The 22,698-nt window shown below is 66.9% G+C and carries 20 protein-coding genes; 4 read left to right on the plus strand and 16 right to left on the minus strand.

Annotated elements, in window-relative coordinates; all coding sequences use genetic code 11:
- Nucleotides 1–37: 37 nt before the first annotated feature.
- On the plus strand, nt 38–2,845 hold the full coding sequence (locus ACNR9O_RS16140; protein WP_473687016.1) for a valine--tRNA ligase: 2,808 nt from the start codon (nt 38–40) through the stop codon (nt 2,843–2,845).
- Between the two features lie 186 nt (nt 2,846–3,031).
- Here the strand turns inward: ACNR9O_RS16140 and rimI are convergent, their stop codons facing one another.
- The 3 genes from rimI to ACNR9O_RS16155 are packed head-to-tail and all read right to left on the minus strand — an operon-like array spanning nt 3,032 to nt 4,756.
- Nucleotides 3,032–3,502, minus strand: a complete 471-nt coding sequence (gene rimI, locus ACNR9O_RS16145) for a ribosomal protein S18-alanine N-acetyltransferase (RefSeq protein ID WP_473700656.1) — start codon at nt 3,500–3,502, stop codon at nt 3,032–3,034.
- Nucleotide 3,503: 1 nt separating this feature from the next.
- A complete protein-coding gene (locus tag ACNR9O_RS16150; protein WP_473687012.1) occupies nt 3,504–3,983 on the minus strand; it encodes a hypothetical protein in 480 nt (159 codons plus the stop codon).
- The gene (locus ACNR9O_RS16155; RefSeq protein ID WP_473687010.1) at nt 3,980–4,756 is read right to left on the minus strand and encodes a CDP-alcohol phosphatidyltransferase family protein; all 777 of its coding nucleotides are present in this window, start codon (nt 4,754–4,756) and stop codon (nt 3,980–3,982) included. The genes ACNR9O_RS16150 and ACNR9O_RS16155 overlap by 4 nt, the downstream gene beginning before the upstream one ends.
- Nucleotides 4,757–4,864: 108 nt before the next feature.
- On the opposite strand from ACNR9O_RS16155, the gene ACNR9O_RS16160 reads away from it, so the two are divergent.
- The 3 genes from ACNR9O_RS16160 (at nt 4,865) to ACNR9O_RS16170 (ending at nt 7,747) form a co-directional block, all read left to right on the plus strand.
- Entirely contained in the window at nt 4,865–5,296 is a 432-nt protein-coding gene (locus tag ACNR9O_RS16160) for a DUF4124 domain-containing protein (protein WP_473687008.1), read from the plus strand.
- Between the two features lie 98 nt (nt 5,297–5,394).
- Nucleotides 5,395–7,092, plus strand: a complete 1,698-nt coding sequence (locus ACNR9O_RS16165) for a proline--tRNA ligase (RefSeq protein ID WP_473687006.1) — start codon at nt 5,395–5,397, stop codon at nt 7,090–7,092.
- Nucleotides 7,093–7,414: 322 nt separating this feature from the next.
- A complete protein-coding gene (locus ACNR9O_RS16170) occupies nt 7,415–7,747 on the plus strand; it encodes an H-NS histone family protein (RefSeq protein WP_473687004.1) in 333 nt (110 codons plus the stop codon).
- A 126-nt stretch (nt 7,748–7,873) separates the two neighbouring features.
- Here ACNR9O_RS16170 and ACNR9O_RS16175 read toward each other — a convergent pair whose 3' ends face one another.
- The 13 genes from ACNR9O_RS16175 to ACNR9O_RS16235 form a co-directional block, all read right to left on the minus strand.
- Complete coding sequence (locus ACNR9O_RS16175) at nt 7,874–9,184, minus strand: threonine/serine exporter family protein (RefSeq protein ID WP_473687001.1); 1,311 nt, start codon at nt 9,182–9,184, stop codon at nt 7,874–7,876.
- 58 nt (nt 9,185–9,242) lie between these two features.
- A complete protein-coding gene (locus tag ACNR9O_RS16180) occupies nt 9,243–9,602 on the minus strand; it encodes a hypothetical protein (RefSeq protein WP_473686999.1) in 360 nt (119 codons plus the stop codon).
- Nucleotides 9,599–10,048 carry an NfeD family protein gene (locus ACNR9O_RS16185; RefSeq protein ID WP_473686997.1) on the minus strand — a complete coding sequence of 150 codons (450 nt, stop codon included), beginning with the start codon at nt 10,046–10,048 and terminating at the stop codon, nt 9,599–9,601. The genes ACNR9O_RS16180 and ACNR9O_RS16185 overlap by 4 nt, the downstream gene beginning before the upstream one ends.
- Nucleotides 10,049–10,070: 22 nt before the next feature.
- Complete coding sequence (locus ACNR9O_RS16190; protein WP_473686995.1) at nt 10,071–11,021, minus strand: SPFH domain-containing protein; 951 nt, start codon at nt 11,019–11,021, stop codon at nt 10,071–10,073.
- An 82-nt stretch (nt 11,022–11,103) separates the two neighbouring features.
- The gene (locus ACNR9O_RS16195) at nt 11,104–12,483 is read right to left on the minus strand and encodes a sensor histidine kinase (protein ID WP_473686993.1); all 1,380 of its coding nucleotides are present in this window, start codon (nt 12,481–12,483) and stop codon (nt 11,104–11,106) included.
- Nucleotides 12,484–12,795 carry a hypothetical protein gene (locus ACNR9O_RS16200; protein WP_473686991.1) on the minus strand — a complete coding sequence of 104 codons (312 nt, stop codon included), beginning with the start codon at nt 12,793–12,795 and terminating at the stop codon, nt 12,484–12,486.
- A 183-nt stretch (nt 12,796–12,978) separates the two neighbouring features.
- Nucleotides 12,979–14,322, minus strand: a complete 1,344-nt coding sequence (locus tag ACNR9O_RS16205; RefSeq protein WP_473686989.1) for a sigma-54-dependent transcriptional regulator — start codon at nt 14,320–14,322, stop codon at nt 12,979–12,981.
- 73 nt (nt 14,323–14,395) lie between these two features.
- Nucleotides 14,396–16,222: a DUF885 domain-containing protein gene (locus tag ACNR9O_RS16210; RefSeq protein ID WP_473686987.1), complete on the minus strand. Its 1,827-nt coding sequence runs from the start codon at nt 16,220–16,222 to the stop codon at nt 14,396–14,398.
- 65 nt (nt 16,223–16,287) lie between these two features.
- The gene (locus ACNR9O_RS16215) at nt 16,288–17,502 is read right to left on the minus strand and encodes an ABC transporter permease (RefSeq protein WP_473686985.1); all 1,215 of its coding nucleotides are present in this window, start codon (nt 17,500–17,502) and stop codon (nt 16,288–16,290) included.
- Nucleotides 17,503–17,527: 25 nt separating this feature from the next.
- The gene (locus ACNR9O_RS16220) at nt 17,528–18,844 is read right to left on the minus strand and encodes an ABC transporter permease (RefSeq protein ID WP_473686983.1); all 1,317 of its coding nucleotides are present in this window, start codon (nt 18,842–18,844) and stop codon (nt 17,528–17,530) included.
- A gap of 43 nt (nt 18,845–18,887) precedes the next feature.
- Nucleotides 18,888–20,111 (minus strand): ABC transporter permease, encoded by a 1,224-nt coding sequence (locus tag ACNR9O_RS16225; protein WP_473686981.1) that lies wholly within the window; start codon nt 20,109–20,111, stop codon nt 18,888–18,890.
- 9 nt (nt 20,112–20,120) lie between these two features.
- Nucleotides 20,121–21,425, minus strand: coding sequence for an ABC transporter permease (locus tag ACNR9O_RS16230; protein ID WP_473686979.1), 1,305 nt, complete (start codon nt 21,423–21,425; stop codon nt 20,121–20,123).
- Between the two features lie 37 nt (nt 21,426–21,462).
- Nucleotides 21,463–22,692 carry an ABC transporter permease gene (locus ACNR9O_RS16235; protein WP_473686977.1) on the minus strand — a complete coding sequence of 410 codons (1,230 nt, stop codon included), beginning with the start codon at nt 22,690–22,692 and terminating at the stop codon, nt 21,463–21,465.
- Between the last annotated feature and the right edge of the window lie 6 nt (nt 22,693–22,698).

Raw genomic sequence — 22,698 nt, forward strand, 5'->3', positions numbered from 1 at the left:
ACGCGCCCGCCCCCGGGCGCGCCATGACGAGCCACCGATGGATAAGAGTTTCGAGCCCCGCCAGATCGAGTCGAAGTGGTACGCCCGCTGGGAAGCCAGCGGCGACTTCAAGCCGTCGGGGCACGGCGAGCCGTACTGCATCCTGCTGCCGCCGCCGAATGTCACCGGCACCCTGCACATGGGCCACGCCTTCCAGCAGACCGTGATGGACATGCTGGTCCGCTACCAGCATATGCGTGGTCTGAACACGCTATGGCAGGTGGGCACGGACCACGCCGGCATCGCCACGCAGAAGATCGTGGAGAACCAGCTGGCCGCCGCCGGCCAAAGCCGGCACGACCTCGGCCGCGAGGCCTTCGTCGAGCGGGTGTGGCAGTGGAAGGAGGAATCCGGTTCCACCATCACCAACCAGATGCGCCGCCTCGGTGTCGCGGCGGACTGGTCGCGCGAGCGCTTCACCATGGACGAAGGGCTCTCGTCCGCGGTGCGCAAGGTGTTCGTCGAGTGGTTCCGCGCCGGCCTGATCTATCGCGGCAACCGCCTGGTGAACTGGGATCCGGCGCTGGGCACGGCGGTGTCCGATCTGGAAGTGAACAACGTCGAGCGCGACGGCCACCTGTGGTCGATCCGCTATCCCACGGTCGACGGCACCGATAGCGTGGTGGTCGCCACCACGCGCCCGGAAACCATGCTGGGCGACGTCGCCGTCGCGGTGCATCCGGAAGACGAACGCCACGCGCACCTGGTGGGCAAGCTGCTGCGCCTGCCGCTGTCCGGCCGCGAGATCCCGGTAATCGCCGACGACTATGTCGACCGCGAATTCGGCACCGGCTTCGTCAAGATCACCCCGGCGCACGACTTCAACGACTACGCCATCGGCCAGCGTCACCAGCTCGCGCCGATCAACATCTTCACGCTGGACGCGAAGGTCAACGACAACGCGCCGGAGAAGTACCGCGGCCTGGACCGCTTCGAGGCGCGCAAGCGCGTGCTCGCCGACCTGGAAGCCGAAGGCCTGCTGGTCGAGACCAAGCCGCACAAGCTGCAGGTGCCGGTGAGCGAGCGCTCCGACGCGGTGATCGAACCGATGCTCACCGACCAGTGGTTCGTCGATCTGACCAGCGAGAAAGGCCGCAAGGCGATCACCGAGCCGGCGCTCGAGGTCGTGCGCTCCGGCGAAATCAAGTTCGTGCCGGAGAACTGGAGCACCACCTACACGCAATGGCTGGAGAACATCCAGGACTGGTGTATCAGCCGCCAGCTATGGTGGGGCCATCGCATTCCGGCGTGGTATGACGAGGCCGGCAACATTTTCGTGGGCGAGGACGAAGCCGACGCGCGCGCGCATGCCACCGTGCCGCCGGTGGGCGCGCTGCGCCAGGACGAGGATGTGCTCGACACCTGGTTCAGCTCCGCGCTGTGGCCGTTCTCCACGCTCGGCTGGCCGGCCGATGGCCCGGTCAAGAACGAGCGCGGCGAGATCGTGGCCGACTGGCAGCAGGACAAGATCTTCCTGCCCAGCGCGGTGCTGGTCACCGGCTTCGACATCATCTTCTTCTGGGTCGCGCGCATGGTGATGGCGACCAAGTACTTCACCGGCCAGGTACCGTTCCGCGAGGTGTACATCAACGCCATCGTGCGCGACGCCGAAGGCCAGAAGATGTCCAAGTCCAAGGGCAACACGCTGGACCCGCTGGATCTGATCGACGGCATCGAGCTGGAACCGCTGATCGACAAATCGACCAAGTCGCTGCTGCTGCCGCGCGACCGCGAGCGCGTGGAAAAGCGTATCCGCAAGGATTACCCCGCAGGCATCCCCGCCATCGGCACCGACGCGCTGCGCTTCACCTTCGCCGCGCTGGCCAGCTACAGCCGCACGATCAACTTCGACATCAAGCGCGCCGAAGGCTACAAGGCGTTCTGCAACAAGCTGTGGAACGCGGCGCGCTTCGTGCTGATGAACGTGGAGAACGGCGCGATCGCCGACGCCGGCAGCGCGCCGGCGACGGAAGCCGAGCGCTGGATCCTCACGCGCCTGAAGCAGACGCTGGCCGACGTCGAGCAGTACTTCGCCACGTATCGCTTCGACTTGCTCGCGCAGGAGCTGTACGAGTTCGTGTGGAACGAGTACTGCGACTGGTTCCTGGAGCTGTCCAAGCCGGCGCTCAGCGGCGACGACGCGAGCGCGGCCGCTTCCACGCGCCGTACGTTGCTGGTGGTGCTGGAGACGGTGCTGCGCGCACTGCATCCGATCGTGCCGTTCATCACCGAAGAAATCTGGCAGTCGGTGGCGCCGCTGCTGAGCCTGATGGACGAAGGCATCCTGCGCCGCGCCTGGCCGCAGGCCGGCGAGATCGTCGCGGACGAAGCGGCGACCGCCGAGATCGAATGGTTCAAGAACGTGCTCAGCGGCATCCGCCGCATCCGCTCGGAAATGAACATCGCGCCCGGCAAGACCATCCCGCTGCTGCTGGCCGATGGCGATGCGAGCGATCGCGCGCGCGCGGCGAAGTTCGCGGCGCAGATCGCCTTCCTCGCGCGCGTGGATGCGCCGCAGTGGATCGAAGCCGGCGCCGATGAACCGGCAGCCGCCGCGGCGGTCGTCGGCACGATGCGCGTGCTGATTCCGCTGGCCGGGCTGATCGACGTGGGTGCGGAAAAGGCGCGCCTTGCCAAGGAAATCGCCCGCATCGAGGGCGAGATCAAGAAGTGCGAAGGCAAGCTGGGCAATGCCAACTTCGTCGCCAATGCACCGGCGGAAGTGGTGGCGCAGGAGCGGCAGCGCATCGCGGACTGGGGCACGCAGGCGAATGCGTTGCGGGAACAGGCGCGCAAGCTGGGGTAAGGACCCTACCTGACTAGTGAACCCTTCTCCCCTTCGGGGAGAAGGTGGCGGCAGCCGGATAAGGGGCGGGTGCTCGCGATAGAAGCTCTACGGAGCATGGCCTGCTTTGGCGCTCCCTCTTCCATGCTCCGCAGGTTTCCCTGACCCCGACCCTCTCTCCGCAGGGGAGAGGGGGCAGGAGCAGCGTCATGGCGCGACCAGATCCAGCGCCATCACGATCGCATCCTCCCTGCCCTGCTTGGCGGGGTAGTAATTCGGCCGCCGGCCGATCTCTTCGAAGCCGATCGAGCGATACAGTGCCTGCGCCACCGGGTTGGACGGGCGCACTTCCAGAAAGACCCGCTCGGCGCCGTTCCAGCGCGCCACGTCCAGCAGGCGGCGCAGCAGGTGCCGGCCGAGGCCGAGGCCGCGATGTTGGCTGCCGATGCACAGGTTGAGCACATGGGCTTCGCCCGCCGCCACGGACAGCACGCCGTAACCTGCCATCTCGCCATCCACCCACAGCACCCAGCTCGGATGTCCGGCCCTCAGGCAATCACCGAAGATGCCTTCGCTCCACGGGAAGTCGTACGAGGCGCGCTCCATCGCCGCCACGCCGGGCAAGTCGTCGCGGCGCATGGCGCGGACTTCGGCATGGGGGCGTGCCACCGCCACCACGTCAGTGCCCCGGCTGCGCCAGCGCGCGGCGCAGACTGCGCAACGCGTTCCACAGGCGCCGCTTGCCGGCCCCATCCGCATGGATGCCGGCCGGCTCATCCGCCAGCACGATATGCGCCTGGTTGAGCACGGCGGCCGGCAGTTCGCGCCCCAGCGCACGGGCCTGGGTTTCGCCGAATACCAGGTAGGCACGTGCCAGCGGTGGCGTGGCGAGCTGGCCGTCGCGCACTTCGATGCGCGCGGCGCGCGCCAGCGCCGGACCGAAGGCGGTCAGGGCGCGGCCCAGCAGATCCAGCGCACGCGGCTCGCAACCGGCGGGCAGCACCACCACGCAGGCGCCTGCCGGCACATCCGCCAGGGGCGCCGGCACCACCGCCGGCGGCATCGGCGCCGCGCGCTGCACCCACGGCGTCACGCCGAGCGCGCGCAGCAGCCGCGCTCGGTGCGACGAACCGGAAGATACGGAAGCCACCGCGCTCATGCCGCCCCGCGGCGGCGGCGCCGGGTGGCGCGACCCCACAGAGTCATCGCCGGACCGGACAGCAAGTACAGCGTGAACACCACGAACAGCGCTCGCGGCGGATCCACGAAGAACGGAATCAGGACCAGCAGGCCCACGATGATCCACAGGAACGGCACGCGCTCGCCCTCGCCCATCGGCAGCGACTTGAAGCTGTAGTAGCGGAAGCGGCTGACCATCAGCATGCCGGCCACCACCGCCATGACCGGCGTGAAGAAACGCACCTCCGCGCCGGACACGCCGAACTTGTCCATGCTCCATACGAAGGACATGCACACCGCCGCGGCCGCCGGACTGGCCAGCCCCTGGAAATAACGCTTGTCGATCACGCCTACCTGGGTGTTGAAGCGCGCCAGGCGCAACGCTGCGCACGCCGCATAGACGAAGGCCGCCGCCCAGCCGATCTTGCCCCACAGCGGACCGTAGTCCTTCAAGGTCGACAGCGACCAGGTGTACATCACCAGCGACGGCGCCAGGCCGAAGCTGACCAGATCCGACAGCGAGTCGTATTGCACGCCGAACTCGCTCTGCGTGCCCGTCAGGCGCGCCACGCGCCCGTCCATACCATCCAGCAGGGCCGCCACGAACACCGCCACGGCCGCGTCGCTGTAGTTGCCGCCGATGCTGGTCACGATGGCGTAAAAACCGGCGAACATCGCGCCGGTGGTGAACAGGTTGGGGAGCAGGTAGATGCCCCGGTGCCGCGGAGGGCGGACTGGCGTGCTCTCGCTCATGGATCAATCCGTGACGGAATACGCGCAGTGTAAACCATCGCTTGAGTCCCATCCGTGCGGGTGCTAACTAGGGGCACCTGTGTTTTTCCCCTTTTTCCGGAGATGACCATGCGTCGCCCGTTGACCGCCGTCGCCCTGCTGCTGCTCGCTCCCCTGGCCCTGGGTCAGGCCTACAAGTGGACCGACGCCGGCGGCACCGTGCATTACTCCGATAGCCCGCCGCCGAAGGGCGTCCAGGCCAAGCGCATCACCACCACCGGCAGCGTGCAGCCGCTGGCCGAACCGGCCAAGCCCGCCGCCGGCAATACCTCGACCGAAAACCAGCCCGCGCAGGCGCAGGGTCAGCAGCCCGTGGCCGACACTCCGGAAAACCGCAAGAAACTCTGCGGCACGCTCAAGGGCAATCTGGAGATCCTGCGCGACAAGCGCCCGGTCGTGGTGCAGGAAGGCAAAGAGCAGAAGGTGCTGGACGACACCCAGCGCAAGCAGCAGCAGGCCACCGCCGAGGCCCAGTACAAGCAGTATTGCCCGAACGATTGACGCCATCGCCGGGCGGGCCGCCTGTCCCGGGCATGCGCCCGGGACACCATGCCGATCGCTATATAATCGGCTTATTTGCCCAACCGGAACGCCCCCGCATGCGCCTCAGCCATTACCACCTGGCCACCGTCAAGGAAGTGCCCGCCGACGCCGAGATAGCCAGCCATCGCCTGATGCTGCGCACCGGCATGATCCGCAAGCTCGCCGCCGGCCTGTACACCTGGGCGCCGCTGGGCCTGCGCGTGATGCGCCGGGTGGAGAAAGTGGTGCGCGAGGAAATGGACCGCGCCGGCGCGATCGAAATCCTCATGCCCACCGTGCAGCCACGCGAGCTGTGGGAAGAAACCGGCCGCTGGGAGAAGTTCGGCGGCCAGCTGCTGAAGATCCAGGACCGCAAGGAACAGGAGTTCTGCTACGCACCCACCGCGGAAGAAGTCGTCACCGACTTCGCGCGCAACGAGCTGAAGAGCTACAAGCAGCTGCCGGTCAACTTCTATCAGATCCAGACCAAGTTCCGCGACGAGATCCGCCCTCGCTTCGGCGTGATGCGCGCGCGCGAATTCCTGATGAAGGACGCCTACTCCTTCCATCTCACGCAGGAATCGCTGGGCCAGACCTATCAGGCGATGTACGACGCCTACACGCGCATCTTCACCCGCCTGGGCCTGAAGTTCCGTGCGGTGCAGGCCGACACCGGCGCGATCGGCGGCAACGCCAGCCACGAGTTCCAGGTGCTGGCCGACTCCGGCGAGGATGCGCTGGTGTTCTCCGATGGCTCCGAATACGCCGCGAACATCGAGAAAGCCGAGGCGCTCGCGCCCGCGACTACCCGCCCCGCCCCCTCCGCCGCGCTGACGCGCGTGGACACGCCCACGCAGAAGACCATCGAAGAGGTCGCCGCCTTCCTGAAGGTCGACCCCACGCGCTGCGTCAAGACCATCCTGGTGCAGGGCACCGATGGCCTGGTCGCGCTGTGCGTGCGCGGCGACCATGAAGTCAACGAGGTAAAGGCCGCCAAACTGGCGGAAATGCCGGGCGAATCCGTGCTCGCCAGCGAAGCGCAGATCCTCGCCGTCACCGGCACCCGCCCCGGCTTCATCGGCCCGGCCGGCCTGCCCGCGGAAATCCCCGTGATCGTGGACCGCAGCGCCGCCGTGCTGGCGGACTTCGTCTGTGGCGGCAACCAGAACGGCACCCACTACACCGGCGCCAACTGGGAGCGCGATGCGCGGGTCACCCGCGTGGAAGATATCCGCAAGGTCGTCGAAGGCGATCCCTCGCCGGACGGCAAGGGCACACTGCGCACCGCGCGCGGCATCGAGGTCGGCCATGTATTCCAGCTCGGCAACAAGTACGCCGAGGCGCTCAAGGCCACCGTGCTGGACGAGAACGGCAAGGCCCAGGTCATGCTGATGGGCTGCTACGGCATCGGCGTCAGCCGCATCGTGGCTGCGGCGATCGAGCAGTGCCATGACGAGGCCGGCATCATCTGGCCGGAAGCGATGGCGCCCTGGCGCATCGCCGTGTGCATGATCAACCCCAAGGGCCTGCCCGAGGTCACGGAAGCGGCCGAGACGCTGTACCGCCAGCTGCAGGAACGCGGCATCGAGGTGGTGCTGGACGACCGCGGCCTGCGCCCCGGTGCGATGTTCGCGGACATGGAGCTGATCGGCATCCCGCATCGCGTGGTGGTCAGCGAGCGCGGCGTGGCCGCCGGCACGCTGGAATACCGCGCGCGCCATGAAGCGGAAAGCCGCGCGATCGGCAGCGACGAGCTGTTCGCGCTGCTCGGCTGATTCCCGGTCCGCGCAACGCCCGAAACGGCCGCCCCAGGGTGGCCGTTTTCATTTGGACGGGTCTTATTTCACCCGGACCGGTGAATGGGCCGGCTAATACATACGTCGGCGTATTAATGACCCATTCGCGGCTCAATACCCGCCGGCCGGTATAGGCCTCATTCAAATTCCCTAAATGACCGCCATTAGCCCGTCGCAATACCGCGTATTTTGCAATTCCCGAGAAAATCCTACAGAATCCCTGGCGCATTGCGTTTAACACCGTGCACCCAGCATTTAAAACAATAGTGCCTACTAATGGCTCATCACCCCGGGAGTAGTCATGGCCGTCGATATCAAGAATCTCAACCATAACCAGCTCAACGACCTGATCGCCAAGGCGCAGGTACGCCAGACCGAACTGCGCAAGGAAAAGGTCGCCAAGCTGCGCGAAAAGATCCATGCGCTGGTGAAGGCCGAAGGCTTCAGCCTCGAGGACGTGTTCGGCCAGACCCGCGGCGGCGCCGGCAAGGCTCGCAAGAGCGGCGGCATCGTGCCGCCGAAGTACCGCAATCCCGCCGATCCGGAACAGACCTGGTCCGGCCGCGGCAAGCGCCCGCGCTGGTTCAACGATGCGCTGAAGGCGGGCAAGAAGGAAAAGGATCTGGCGATCTGATTTCTTCCTCGCCTTCGCAAAAAGAAAACGCCGGCCTTGCGCCGGCGTTTCTTTATTTCCAGTTCGATAATTCTTCCGAGCGTGCCCGGCGCGATGCGCCAACATCGCCGCAAGCAGCCCTTCCTTTTAAAGCGACCGCCGCGGCGCCACCAGCAAATCGCCGAACAGCAATCCTGCGACCAGTGAAATAAGCAGCGTCACCAGCAGTACGCCCGAATCGAAACCCAGCACCGTATCGCGCTCCAGCAGATAGGACACGCTGCGGAATCCCACGCTGCCGGGCACCAGCAGAATGATGCCCGGCTCGCGGATCACCGCGCCCGGCCGGTGCTTGTAGCGCGCGTAGACGTTGGCCAGCGCGCTGAGCATGAAGCCGCCGAGGAACACGCCGAACGGCGCGGCCGGCAGCGAGCCGGCGATCAGGCCGCCCCAGCGCGTGGCGAGATAGCCCAGGATCACCGCCCCCATCACTACTAGCCAGTCCCGAGGCGCTGCGCGGAACGCCATGGCGAAGGCGAAGGCCGCCACGAACAGCGCCGGCACCTCCGTCCATGACGCCAGCGGCGGCAAGGCGAAATCGCGCGGATAGAGGCCGAGCGCCGCGCACAGCTGCGCGCCGGCTACCGCGCCGAACGTCAGCTTGAGCAGCGTCGCCAGCGCGCCGCCCATCCTCGCCACGCCGGCCACCAGGTGCTGGCTGGAGATCTCGCGCACGCTGGTGGTCAATGCCATGCCGGGCATGAGCATGATCAGGCCGGCCAGGATCACCGACTTGATCGCCAGCGGCACCACCAGCGCGCTGATCAGGATCGCGAAGATCGTGCCTACCAGCGCGCAGATGGCCTCGCTCGCCACCGCCAGGCGCGGACGCGTCGCCGACAGCACGGTAATGGTGCCGATCATCAGGCCGATCACCGCCGTGGTGAGCAGGTCCGCCCACGAGCTGTGCAGCAGCAGCGCCACCACGCTGGCCGCGGCAAGGCCGTAGCTGACGATCACGCCGGCCTGTGCGCGGCGCGTATCCGGGCGACCCAGTTCGCGCAGCAGGCGGAAACCTTCGCGCAACTCCATCTGGCCGGCGATCACCTGGTCGGCGATCAGGTCGGCCTGGCACAGCCGCGCCAGATTCACGTCGCCAGGCGGCAGGCGCATCACCTGGGTGACCTGCGCCACGCCATCGTCGCCCTGCGCCTGATCGGCGAAGGAAATGATGATCGCGGTCGGACTGGACCACACCTCCGCCGCCAACCCCAGCCGCAGCGCGGAGCCGGCGATCGCCGTCTCCAGGCGCGGCGCCGACGTGCCGTACTGGTGCAACCGGCGCGCCAGCTCGACCAGGAAAGCGATGCGCGTGTTCAGCGCCGCGGTGGCGAACTGGTTCGGCGCCGGCTGGGTCGGCGAGGCGAAGCCGGTCTGGGAAGGAGGCGGGAAGCTCATGCCGCATTCTCACCCGGAAGCCGCTGGCTTGAATACGTTTGGCCGTCCGAACGCGCCCCTACATGAAATTGAGGTGGCAGCGCCCGTCGCCGAAACCGACGATCAAGCCCAACACCAGCATCGCCGCGGCCGCCCCGCCCAGCCAGGCGAAGCGGCGGCGCCAGCGATCCGGCGCGGGCTTCATCCATGCCGCCGCGCCCAATGCCGCCAGCACGACCGCCAACGTGACCGGCGCGCCCAGCAGCGCCGACAGCATCACGATAGTCAGCGCCCAGCCGAATGGATCGGCGTGCTCGCCGATGCACGCCATCAGGCTGCCGCCGAACACGAACGCGTAATAGAGGCCCGACGGCCAGGCCAGTGCGTACAGAAAGCGCCCGACAAAGGCGCCGACGCGCGCACCCGGAGAATCGCTCATGCCACCGGCTTCACTAGCAGGGTGTTGCCGTCCACCGCTACCACTTCGACCGTGCTGCCCGCCGGCAGATCCGGCCCGCTCACCAGCCACAGGCCATCGCCCACACGTGCCTTGCCGCGCCCGTTGACGATGGCTTCGGTCAGTACGTAGCGCTGGCCGATGTTCTGTTCGCCGCGGCGGTTGAGGCGCGGCGAACTGAGGTCCTCGCGCTGCAGGCGCGGCCGCAGCAGGTACCAGTAGGCCACGCAGGACAGGCAGGCGAGCACCACGAAGGCGATCGCCTGGGCGAGCATCGACAGCCCCGGCAGCAGCAGGGTCAACACCCCGACAGCCGCCGCGCCCAGGCCGATCCACAGCATGAAGTAGCCCGGCAACAGCACCTCCGCGCCGATCAGCAGCAGCGCGAGGATCCACCACAGGTAATGCGTTGCGATGTCAGCGAACATGATCGGCCCCCTTGCGTCCGCGTCAGACCGGCGGCGTGCGGCGCGCTGCGCCGGCCTTGTCCTGCTGCTGGCCCAGCGATTCCCTGGCCAGCTCGGCGATGCCCGCCAGCGAACCGATGATGCCGGTGGCCTCCACCGGCATCAGCAACATCTTCTGATTCGGCGAATGCGCCATCTCCTTCAGAGCCTCCACGTACTTGTTGGCAACGAAGTAGTTCAGCGCATTGACGTCGCCGCTGGCGATCGCGTCGGAGACCAGCCGCGTGGCCTGCGCCTCGGCTTCGGCCAGGCGGATGCGCGCCTCGGCCTCGCGAAACGCCGCCTCCTTCTTGCCGTCGGCGGCCAGGATGGCCGACTGCTTCTCACCATCGGCCTTGAGGATCGCCGACTGGCGCAGGCCTTCGGCCTCCAGGATCTGCGCGCGCTTCTCGCGCTCGGCCTTCATCTGCCGCGCCATCGAATCGACCAGGTCGCGCGGCGGCGCGATGTCCTTGATCTCGATGCGGTTGACCTTGACGCCCCACGGATGCGTCGCCTCGTCCACCACGCGCAACAGCTGCGCATTGATGGCGTCACGCTGGCTCAGCGATTCGTCCAGGTCCATCGAACCCAGCACGGTGCGGATATTGGTCATCACCAGTGCGAGCGCGGCCTGTTCCAGGTTGGACACTTCATACGCTGCCTTGGCGGCGTCCAGCACCTGGTAGAACACCACGCCGTCCACGCGCACCACCGCGTTGTCCTTGGTGATCACGTCCTGCGAGGGCACATCCAGCACCTGCTCCATCATGTTCATCTTGCGGCCGATGCCGTACATGAAGGGAATCAGGAAATGCAGGCCCGGCGTCAGCGTGCGGGTGTACTTGCCGAAGCATTCCACCGTCCATTCGAAGCCCTGCGGCACGATGCGCACCAGCTTGGCGATCACAATGATCGCGACGACGACCACGACTAGCGCTACAAGCGATCCCATTGCCTTAACCTCCCGTCCTGACGATGGGGCCGGAGTATAGGTGAGGTTGAAGAAAGCGGCGGTTACGTTATGTCGTACGCCATCACACCAGCTTGAGCGGCAGCAGCAGGCTGACGCGCAATCCGCCCTGTTCGCGGTTGGCGAGCGTGATGCGACCGCCGTGCGCCTCGACGATTTCGCGCGCCAGCGCCAGCCCGAGACCGGTCCCCGAACGCTTGGTGGAGTAGAACGGCAGCAACGCCTGCGCCAGCACCGTTTCGCTCATGCCCGGCCCGCGGTCGGCCACCTCGATGCGCACATCGCGGCCGATGATCGCCAGCGACAACGTTACGCCGTCCGCCGCGCTGCCGGATTCGTGCGCGTTCTTCACCAGGTTGATCAGCACTTGCTCGATCTGCGCCGCGTCGAACCAGCCCGGCTGTTCCGGCAGGCTGCCCTGCAGGCGGAACACGCAATGCAGCGAGAGGCTATCCAGGAATGGCCGCCACTGGATCGGCACCGGCTGCGGCGCCGGCAGCTTGGCGAAATTGGCATAGCCGGCGATGAAGCCGTGCAGATGCCGCGCGCGTTCGCCGATGGTGGCGAACACACCGGGCAGGCGCTCGGTCTGGCCACGCCGCGCCAGTTCGGCGCCGGAGTGCGCCAGCGAGGAGATCGGCGCCAGTGAATTGTTGAGCTCGTGGCTGATCACGCGGATCACGCGTTTCCACGTTGCCACTTCCTGCCGCGACAGCTCGCGCGTCATGCGCCGGAACAGCTGCAGGCGATGGGGCCTGCCTTGCAGGCGGAAACTGCGCTGCGACAGATGGAAGGTTTCCTCGCTGCCGTCCATCTCCACCGTGAGCAAGGCGTCCTCGCCGCCCTGTACCGCACGGCGCAGCGCTTCCGGCGCGTTCTCCAGCAGCTGGAGGAAATCCAGCCCGTGCAGGCTGCGCCCCTCGTTGAAAAGATGCCGCGCGGCGATGTTGGCGTAAGTAACGCGACCGATGCCGTCGGTGAGCACCAGCGCCACCGGCGTGTTCTGCACCACGGTATCGAGCAGCAGTTCGCGCTGCGCCAGGTTCTGCCGCTGCTCGCGCAGGGTCTGGCCCAGTGCGTTGTGCATGCGGATCAGCTCGCCCAGTTCGTCATTGCGCGTGGCGGCGATGGAAAAGCTGAAATCGCCATCACGATAGCTGGCCACCGCGCCTTCCAACGCGCGCAGCAGGCGACTGAGCGGATGCATCACCAGTCCGGCCAGCCAGATCGACAGCGGCACCGCCAGCGCCGCGCTTACCGCCAGCCCGCTCCACACGCCGAGCCCTGTCGGCTGCACGGTGACGCCAAGATCGTGCTTGAGCCACTGCAGCAGCTGCGGCAGTGGCCACTGTGTGAGCCCCAGATAGATCAGCGCGCCCAGCGCATAAGCCAGGAACAACAGCAGCGCGAGCCGCGCCTGCAAGCTGTTGAGGTGGCGCAGCACTCAGTTGCCCGTCGGCCGCGTGCCGACCGGTTGGCAGTTGGCGGCCGTCGGCCGGCTCGTGCACGTCGTGTCGGGGCGGCCGTTGAAGCGCGCGGGCGAGCTCGCGCGGATGCTCATGCGGCTGTTCTTGTCCTGGTCCTTGAAGCGGAAAGCGCCCTGCTGCCCGCGCGGGATCGCCGCGCTGCTGCCGTAGCTCACGCTGGACGCAGCCGCCGGCTTGCTCCAGCTGTCACTGGCGGCTGAGGCCGGCGGCGCCGACTGCGCCTGCGCCCATGCCGCCGTGCAGGCGACCGCCGCGGCTAGCCATCTCATCGATCGACGCATGTCGTTCCCCAGCGAAATTGGACCGGCGGCATCTTGATATGCGGCCGGTGAAGTGGGCAACCATCTTTAGGCATGGCTGCTTTTTTACTCCCTCCCCCCTCCGGGGAGAGAGTTGGGGTGAGGGGGCCGGGCGGAGCGCAGAAGCAGGAGCCTCTATGGGACTCCACAGCTCTACGTCCCCTGCGTCGCCAGCCCGTACCGCTCCATCCGCCGATATAGCGCCTGCCGCGACAAGCCCAGCGCCTGCGCGGCACGGCTGACCACGCCATCGGCCTTGTCCAGCGCGGCTTCCACCGCCTCGCGACTGGGCTCATCCAGGTTGCGATTGGCACTGGGCGCCGAGTGCGGCAGGTTGAGCTGCACCGGCGTCACGCGGCCATCGAAGGCCAGCAACGCGGCGCGTTCGATCGCGTTCTTCAGTTCGCGCACGTTGCCCGGCCACGCATAGGAAAGCAGGGCCTCGCGCGCCGTGTCGGTGAGCTCGGCCCGGCCATCCAGGAAATGCTCGGCCAGCGGCAGGATGTCGTCCACGCGATCGGCCAGCGGCGGCAGATTCACTTCGATCACATTGAGGCGGTAATACAGGTCCTCACGGAACGTGCCGGCGCGAATCATCGCCTTGAGGTCGGCATTGGTGGCGCTGAGCACGCGCACCTTGACCTGGCGCGTGCGGCCTGACCCCAAGCGCTCGAACTGGCCGGTTTCCAGCACGCGCAGCAGCTTCACCTGGCCCGACAGCGGCAGGTTGCCGATCTCATCCAGGAACAGCGTGCCGCCGTCGGCGAGCTCGAAGCGGCCCTCGCGTGCCTTGTTGGCCCCCGTGTAGGCGCCGGCCTCGGCGCCGAACAGCTCCGCCTCGATCAGCTCGCCCGGCAAGGCACCGCAGTTGACCGCCACGAACGCGCCGCGCTTGACCATGGAGTTGGCGTGCACGATCGCCGCGATGCGCTCCTTGCCGGCGCCGTTGGGCCCGGTGATCAGCACCGGCACCTCCGAGCGGGCGACCTGGCAGGCGAGCTCCAGCGTGCGCGCCATCGCCTCGGAGGCGAACACCAGGCCGCTGAGGTCGTAGCGACGCTGCAGATCCTCGCGGCGCTTGCGACGTTCGTTGCGCGCACGCGCCACTTCGCGGGTGGATTCCGACAGCTCCAGCAGGTTCTCCACCGTGGCCAGCAGCTTGGCGTCATCCCAGGGCTTGGCCAGATAGTCGGCGGCGCCGGCCTTGACCAGCTCCACCGCGGTTTCCAGGTGGGTCCACGCGGTCAGCAGGATCACCGGCAGGTCGGTATGACGCTGGCGAATCGCGCGGAACAGTGCGATGCCCTCCTCGCCCGACGTGGTGTCGGCCGTGAAGTTCATGTCCTGGATGACCACGTCGATACGTTCGTGCTCAAGCAGTTCCAGGCCCTGCTCCGGGGTCAGGGCGGTCAGCGGCCGGATTTCATGCAGGGAAAGCGCCAGCGACAGCGCCTCCCCCACGGCCGGGTTGTCGTCGATGATCAGAACAGTGCGCATGGGACTCTTGGGCATGCCGGAGTGGATGCATCCTGCCGGCAAAACGTTGCAATGACCATTGGCCTATACGGCGTCACGGGGCAGCGGCGGACGAAGCCGGCGTCTTGCCCGCGGCTTTCACACGGGCGATCCAGGCGTCGGTGCGCGCCTCCAGCACGTCCAGCGGCAACGCGCCGCCACCGAGGATCTCGTCGTGGAAGGCGCGGATGTCGAAGCGACTGCCCAGCTGGGTCTTGGCCCGCTCACGCAGCTCCAGGATTTTCAGCTGGCCCATCTTGTAGCCCAGCGCCTGGCCCGGCCAGGTGATGTAGCGGTCGGTCTCGGCCTGGATATCCGGCTCATCCTGGCTGGAATGGGCGTGGAAGAAGTCCACCATCTGCTGGCGCGTCCAGTGCTTGTAGTGCACGCCGGTGTCCAGCACCAGGCGATCGGCGCGCAGCAGCTCGTCCGACAGGCGGCCGTAGTCGGACAGCGGGTCCTTGTAGAAGCCGATGTCCTTGCCCAGCCGCTCGGCGTACAGCGCCCAGCCCTCGACGTAAGCGTTGTAGCCCGCCTGCTGGCGGAACGGCGGCAGCTTGGGCAGCGCCTGCGCGATGGAGATCTGCATGTGATGGCCGGGAATCGCCTCGTGGTACGCGGTCGACTCGATCGTCAGCGTAGTGCGGTTGGCGAAGTCGCCGGTGTTCACGTACACCTGACCGGGACGCGAACCGTCCGGCGTGCCCTGATGGTATTCGGCGCCGGGCGCTTCCTTCTCGCGGTACTCCTCCACCGGCATCACCTCGACCTTGCTCTTGGGCAGCAGGCCGAACAGCTTGGGCAGCTCCGGCTGCATCTGCGCGATGAAGCCGCGATAGCGGTCGAGGATGTCCTTGCGCGAAGTCGGATGCAGCTTGGGATCGCGCTTTAGCGCCTCGCGGAAGCTGGCCAGATCCTTGTAGCCCTGCCCCTTGGCGATGACGGTCATCTCGCCCTCGATGCGCTTGACCTCGGCCAGGCCGATCTCATGGATGCGCTGCGGGGTTTCCTTGGTGGTGGTCATCTGCTCGACGTCGAAGCGGTAGATCGCATCGCCGTTGGCCAGCTGCCACACACCGGGTTCGCTGCGGCCGTGCGGCGCGTAGTCCTTGGCCACGAACTGGCCGAGCTTGCGGTAGGCCGGCCGCACGTCGTTGTCGATGGCCGCGACGATGGCGTCGTGCAGGCGCTTGCGGTCGGCCTCGGACATGGACTTGGGGAAGCGCTTGAGCGGCTCGGCGAACGAGCTTTCCTCGCCGGCCGGCGTCGCGATGCTGTCGATCTGCGCGACCACTTTTTCCAGCAGGTAGCGCGGCGGCATCATGCCGTCCTTCAGGCCCTGGCGCGCGACTTCGGTGACCTGATCGAGCACCTGCGGGACAGCGTGCAGGCGCGCGAGGTAGTCCTCGTACTGCTTGGCGTTGTCGAACGGAATGGAGCTGACGAAGCCCGGCAGTTGCAGGTGCATGCCGTTCATCTGGTCCAGCGGCATCTCGTTGAGCTTCAGGTCGTAGCTTTTCAAGCCTTCCTTGAGCTGGCGCACCATCAACTGCTGGTTGAGCTTGTCGTCGTCGGAGAAGCCCGTCGTGTCGATCGCCTCGAAGCGCTTGAGGAAATCCGCATTGATCTTGCGCTCGGCCGCCTGGTGCGCGAGCGACGCATCGCTCCAGCGGTCGTTGTAGCGCAGGTCGCCCAGGATGGTGGCGAATTCCGGCGAGTTCTCCAGCGTGTGCTGCCACTGCTCGGCGAGCAGGTCGTTGAGCGCCTTGACCCGCGCGGCCACGCCGGCGGAAGGAGCGGTGGCGGTCGCCGCGGCGACCGGCTCGGCCAGCGTGACCGAGCCGAGCAGGCTCGCGCAGATCATCCAGGACACCAACTTCATTTCCAACCTCCGGGTGGCAAAGCGATCCGCGCACTGTAGCCGCCTTGGGGCTGTCCTGGCAGCCCTCAGCCGGAGCGCGTCGCCACCACCGGCGGTACCGCCGCCGCGCGTAACGCCGGCCCCAGCACCGCCAGCTGCCCCAGCCCCCACAGCACGACGGCGCCGACCGGCAGATAGAACACGGGCAGACGCGGCAGTTCGTAGTACTTCATCAGCACCAGGTTCAAGCCGAAGGCCAGCACCATGCCCAGCGCGATGCCGCCGCTGACGATCAGGAAGTTCTCGGTCTGGAAGTAATGCAGAATGTCGCCGCGCGTGGCGCCGATCGCGCGACGGATACCGATCTGCTTGCGCCGCTGCTGTACCCAGAAGCTGGTCAGGCCGACGATGCCCAGCGCGGTGACCAGCAGCAGCGCGCAGATCACGCCCACCAGCAGCATCGCCATCAGACGATCGTCGCGGAAATAGCTATCGCGCAGATCGCCCAGCGTCTTGCTGGCTTGCGTGTTGAGCACGGCGTCCGGCGCGATGCTGGCCATGCGCTCACGCGCCTCGCGCAGTACGCCCTGCAGCTTGTCCGGCGCGGCGCGCAGCAGATAGACGCCGGCTAGGCGCTCGCCCGGCTGCGCCTGCACGAACACCGACCACTCGCGCGTCTGCGCCGCGCCTTCGCCACCGCCCGGCCGGGCCAGGTGATCGACGACGCCGACGACGCGGTAATGCCGCGGGTCGCACCAGAACTCCTTGCCCAGCGGATCGGCGCCCGGCCACAGGTGCTCGGCGAGTGCGCGCGTCACCAGCACAGGGGCATCCTTGGGTGTGAAATCGGCGACCTCCGGGAGATCGCCCGGCCGCGGCGGGCTGCCGGCGACGACCTTGAGGCCCAAGGCCTGGAACGCGCCGGGTCCGGCCACGAAGAAATCGACCACGCCTGCCGCCTTCTGACTGGCCGGCTCCAGCGTGACACCGGCGGTGCCCGCGTGGTCGCCGAACGGCACAGCATTGATCACGCTGACCGACTCGACGCCGGGGATCCGGCGCACGCCTTCCAGCACACGGGCATTGAGATCGTTCGCCTTGGCCGGGTCGAAACCCGTGAGCGCCAGCTGCGCCAATGAGCTTTCGTCCACGCCGCTTTGCAGATGCGTCTGCTCCAGGCGATTGACGATCAGATAGAAGGCATTGCACAGCACCGCGCAAGCCAGGGCGATTTCCAGCGTGATCAGCAGCATGGCCAGGCGGTGGCGGCGCAAGGCGGCCAGAACGGGTTGGATGGGCATCGATGGCATCCGTATCGAAAGTTCGTCAGAGCGTCTTCAACTGCAGACCCGGCGCAACGCGGCTCGCCCGCCAGGCCGGTACGAAACCGGCCAGCAGGCTGGCGGCCACCGCCAGCGCAAACGTGGTCAGCAGCATCGGGCCATCCAGGTGCACCAGGTCGGCGTACTCCACCGGCTGGCTACGCACCACCCACAGGCCCAGCAGCGTCAGCATCCAGCCGCCTAAACCGCCGAGCAGCCCGATCAATCCGGCCTCCACCAGGAACTGCGCCAGCACCGTGCGCCGGCTCGCACCGAGCGCGCGACGCAGGCCGACTTCGCCGCCGCGGCGCAGGAATTTGGCCAGCAGCAGGCCCACCGTGTTGAACAAGCAGATCAGCAGGAAGGCGAACGCCAGCCACATCTGCAGGCGTGTATCGCTGGGCACCACATGGTTGAAGTCCAGCCACTGCATGAGGCCCATGACGCGCGAGTTGTCGCCGTGCACGAAGCGGCCGAGCACCTTCTGCTGCGCGGCGTAACCGGCCACGAAACGCGCGTAGTCGCTCACCTTGGCCGCATCGTTCAACTGCACCCACAGCATCACCCATACGCACGGAGACACTTCCAGATCAGGACCGGGCGTGCCCCAGCAGGTGAAGACATTGAAGCGGTCAGGCGCGATCTCGCGTGCGGTACTGAACGGCATGAACACATCTTCCGGGCGCGCGTAGAAACTCGCCGTCTTGCCTTCGGAGAAGCGTCCGCCGGCAACTTCGTAGAACTGCGGCGACGGACGCCACGCGCCGAGCACGCCGGCGATGCGCACATCCGCGCCGTTGAGCCGGAGCATGCGACCGGTGCTGTCGGCGCCACCGAACAGCTTGTCGTTGAGATCGGTGGAAATCACCACCGAACGGCCACGTCGTACGTCGTCGTCATCCGTCCATGCGTGCCCGTAGCGTAGCGGCACTGCGAACATAGGGAAGAAGTCCGCCGTGGTGGTCAGCACTCGCGCCATCAGCGGCGGCTGGTTCACATCCGGCGCGGTCAGCTTGAGCGCGAGGGACGTCACCAACGCCTGCCGGTCGGCGCGCTTGGCACTCCATAAATCCATCGCGGAGCGATAGTCCATCATGTCGCGCGGCTGGCTGGTCGGACTGGTGCTGTTGGTTGGATCCACCTGCGGGAAGAACAGCGTGCTGCTGCGCCCCGGCAGCGGATCGCCCGACAGCAGATGCACCACAGTCAGCGTAGTCATGCTGGCGCCGATGCCGACGGCGATCGCCAGCACCATCAGCGCCGTCAATACCTTGTTGCGCTTGAGACTGCGCAAGGCGAGATCGAGGTAATAGCCGAACATCATTTCTCCTTGAAAACGCCCCGCCCTGCGGCGGGACGCGCATTCAGACCGAGCGCGTCGCCACCACCGGCGGCACCGCCGCCGCGCGCAGCGCCGGGCCCAGCACGGCCGCCTGGCCGATCAGCCACAGCGCCAGCGCGCCGACCGGGAAGTACACCGCCGGCAGGCGCGGCAGTTCGTAATGCACCATCAGGAACAGATTGATGCCGTAGGCCAGCACCATGCCCAGCGCGATGCCGATCGTGGCAAGCAGGAAGTTCTCGGTCTGGAAGTAGCGCAGGATGTGCCCGCGCGTCGCGCCCAGCGCGCGCCGCACGCCGATCTGCCGGCGCCGCTGTGCCACCCAGAAACTGCCGAGGCCGACGATGCCGAGCGCGGTGACCACCAGCAACGCCACGCAGACGCCGATCAGCAGGCCGGTCATGGCGCGGTCGTTATCGAAGAACGCATGGCGCACCTCTTCCCAGGTGCGCTTCTGCCAGAAGATGCGCTGCGGATTGTTTTTCTTCAGCGCCGCCACCGCGGCCGTCAGCACGCGCTCGCGCTGATCGGGCGCGGTGCGGATCAGGTACTGGTTATCGTCGATCGACATCGGGATCATCATGCTGTACTGCCCTTCCGCATCGTTCCAGATCGAAGGGCGCACCAGATTCTTCACCACGCCGACGATCTGCAGCGGCACTTCCGAGCCCAGCCATATCGACTTTCCCAGCGCCGACTGACCGGGAAACAGGCGCTCGGCCATCGGCTGGGAGATCACCACGATGCGCGGCAGCCCTTCGGTCTTGCCTGCCCTGAAGGCTTTCGCCGCCTCCGACAGCTTGACGTAGTCCTCCGGCTGCAGCAGCCGGCCGGAGACCAGTTGCACGCCCAGGGTCTGGCCGATGTTCTCGCCGTAGTAGTTGGTGGCGTTGAGCGTCGGCTTGTTCTGCTTGGGATCGAGCTTGACACCGCTGTTGTTGGAAGAGCGGCCGAACGGCACCTGGTTCACCGACGCCACCTGAGTCACCCCGGGAATGGCGCGCAAGGCGGCCAGATCCGACATCGTGCGCGCGTGCTCGTCCGGCGTCTTGCCGATATCGGCCAGGGCGACCTGGATCAGCTCCTGTTCGGCCACGCCGCTGGGCATGTGGATGCGGTCGATGCGCTGGGTCACCAGGAACACCGCGTTGCACACGATGGCGCAGGTCAGCGCGATCTCCAGCACCACCAGCAGCGCCGTGGTCTTGTGACGGCGCAGGGTCGAAAGAATCGGACGTATGGCCATGGCCTCTCCTTACTGGCTCTTCAATTGCAGGGCGGGCGCGATCTGGCAGGCGCGCCAGGCCGGCAACAGGCCGGCGACGATGCTCGAGCCGACGGCCAGCACGAAGGTGACGCCGAGCATGGCCAGGTCCAGCCGCGCGAGCGAGGCGTAGTCGGCCGGCTGCTGGCGCACCAGCCACAGGCCCAGGAAGGCGAGCGCGAGACCGAGCACGCCGCCGGCCAGCCCCACGACGCCGGCTTCCATCAGCAACTGCTTGAAGATCTCGCGCCGGGATGCGCCCAGCGCCCGCCGCACGCCCAATTCGCCGGCGCGGCGCAGGAACTTCGCGAGCATCAAGCCCACGGTGTTGACCAGGCAGACCACCAGAAAGCCGATCGCCAGCCAGCTCTGCAGGCGCACGTCGCTGGGCACCACCTTCTGCTGGTCCAGCCATGCCATGACACTGCGAAGACGCACGTTCACCGGCCGCTGGAAGCGGCCAAGGGCCTTCTGTTCGCGCGAATAGTTCTCCAGGAAGGCCGTGTATCCGGCGGCCTGCGAAGGGCTCTCCAACTCCACCCAGAACTGCAGCCATACGCAGGTGGCACTCTCCAGCTGATCGCTATCGGCACCGCCGCGGCCCCAGCAATCCTGGCTGCCGTTGCGCGGCAGCTTGAGGTCGCGCGAGGTGGACAGCGGCAGAAACACCTCTTCCGATTCGGAGTAGTTGCCCACGTTGAGATCGTAAAAATGCGGATTGGGCCGCCACGTATCGAGTACGCCGATCACGCGGAACGCCGTGTCGTTCAAGCGCACGACCTCGCCGCGGCTGTCCTTGCCGCCGAACAGTTTCTCGTTGAGCTTGCGCGTAATCACCGCTACGCGCGCCTTGCCCTCGTCGTCCGCCTCGCTCCAGCCCTGCCCATACAGGAAAGGCACGTCGAACATCGCGAAGAAATCCGCGGTGGTGTAGCGCGAATCGCTGAAGAACGGATCCATATCCGCCGGTCCCGGCTGCACCGGCACCGCGCCGCCCGTCATCAACGCCTGCCGCGCCGCACGCTTGGCTTTGAGCAGGTTCATGCCGTCGATCCAGGTCAGCTGGAGGGGCGGCTCCTCACCTTCGCGATAGCCGTCCATGTCCTGCGGATCGAGCTGCGGATAGAACAGCCGCGCGCTCTTGGCCGGAATCGGATCCCCCGACAGCACGTGCAGCACCGTCAGCGTGGTCATGCAGGCGCCGATGCCCAGCGCGATGGCCACCACCATCAGCACGGTCAGCACCTTGTTGCGGCGGAGGCTGCGCAACGCCAGCTCCAGGTAATACGTGAACATGCCTTCTCCCCTTTCTGCCTTACGCCAGCCCCCGCGATCACACCGACCGCGTAGCCTCCACCGGCGACACCTTCGACGCACGGATCGCCGGCGCCAACACCGCCCCCTGCCCCAGCAGCAGCAACAGCAGCACCCCGCTCAACACGTAATCCATCGATAACCGGTGCATTTCGAAGCGCGTGACCAGCCACAGGTTCATCGCGATCGCCAGCACCACGCCCAGCACCACGCCGCCGCAACTGATCAACAGGTTCTCGGTCATGAAATAGCGCAGGATGTCCCGCCGCGTCGCGCCCAGCGCACGGCGCACGCCGATCTGCTTGCGCCGCTGACTCACCCAGAAGCTGGTGAGGCCCACGATGCCCGCCGCGGTGATGGCCAGCAGCACCAGCGAAATCAGGCCCATCAGCACGGCCATGCCGCGGTCGCCTTCGTAGGCCTGCTCGCGCACCTGGGCGAAGCTCATCACGCCTTTCTCGTCATCGAGCACGCGGCGCGGATTGAGGCGCAGCAGCGCGGCCCTTGCCTCGCGCATCGCCGAGTCCAGCTGGCCCGGTCGCACCCGTACGATGTAGCAGCTGTCGTAACTGCTGATCACTCGTTTGGGAATGATCACCCCGCGGTAAGCGAAGCCCGAAGCCCAGCGGCTCACGCTCTGTGCCTGAAGCAGGTCGATCACGCCGACGATGGTGGTCGGGCTGCCTGCGGTGTAGATGGTCTTGCCCAGCGCATCTCCGCCGGGGAACAGCTTGTCGGCCAGCGCGCGCGTCACTATCACCACCGGAGCGGCAAGAGGATCGCGCACACCCATGCTGCCGATTTCGTCGGCGCGGAAGTTGCGACCGGCGACCAGGCGCAGGCCCAGCGTGTCGACGAAACGTTCGTCGCCGAAATAGATGGTCGCTCCGGAAACGTCGTCCTGCTGGTCCGGCCGCAGCCGGATGCCGTCATCCCAGCCGCCGCCGCGCAACGGATACGAATTGCTGGGCGTCGCGTCCTGTACGCCTGGCAGCTGGCGCAGCGTGGCGAGGTCCGCGCGGATGTTGGCATCCAGCTGCGACGTGCTGGCCTTGCCGGCCCACTCGTTCTGCACGACGAAAATGTCCGGCTCGTCGATGCCGGTCGGCTCGGAGAGATGTGCAACGCGCTGTTCGATGATGAACAGCGCATTGCACACGATCGCCAGCGTGAGCGCGATCTGCATCGCGATCAGTACCGTACCGGCTTTGTGGCGACGCAGCGCGGTGAGGATGGGTTTGATGTCCATGTCGCT

This window comes from Dyella sp. CR10, assembly GCF_055814425.1.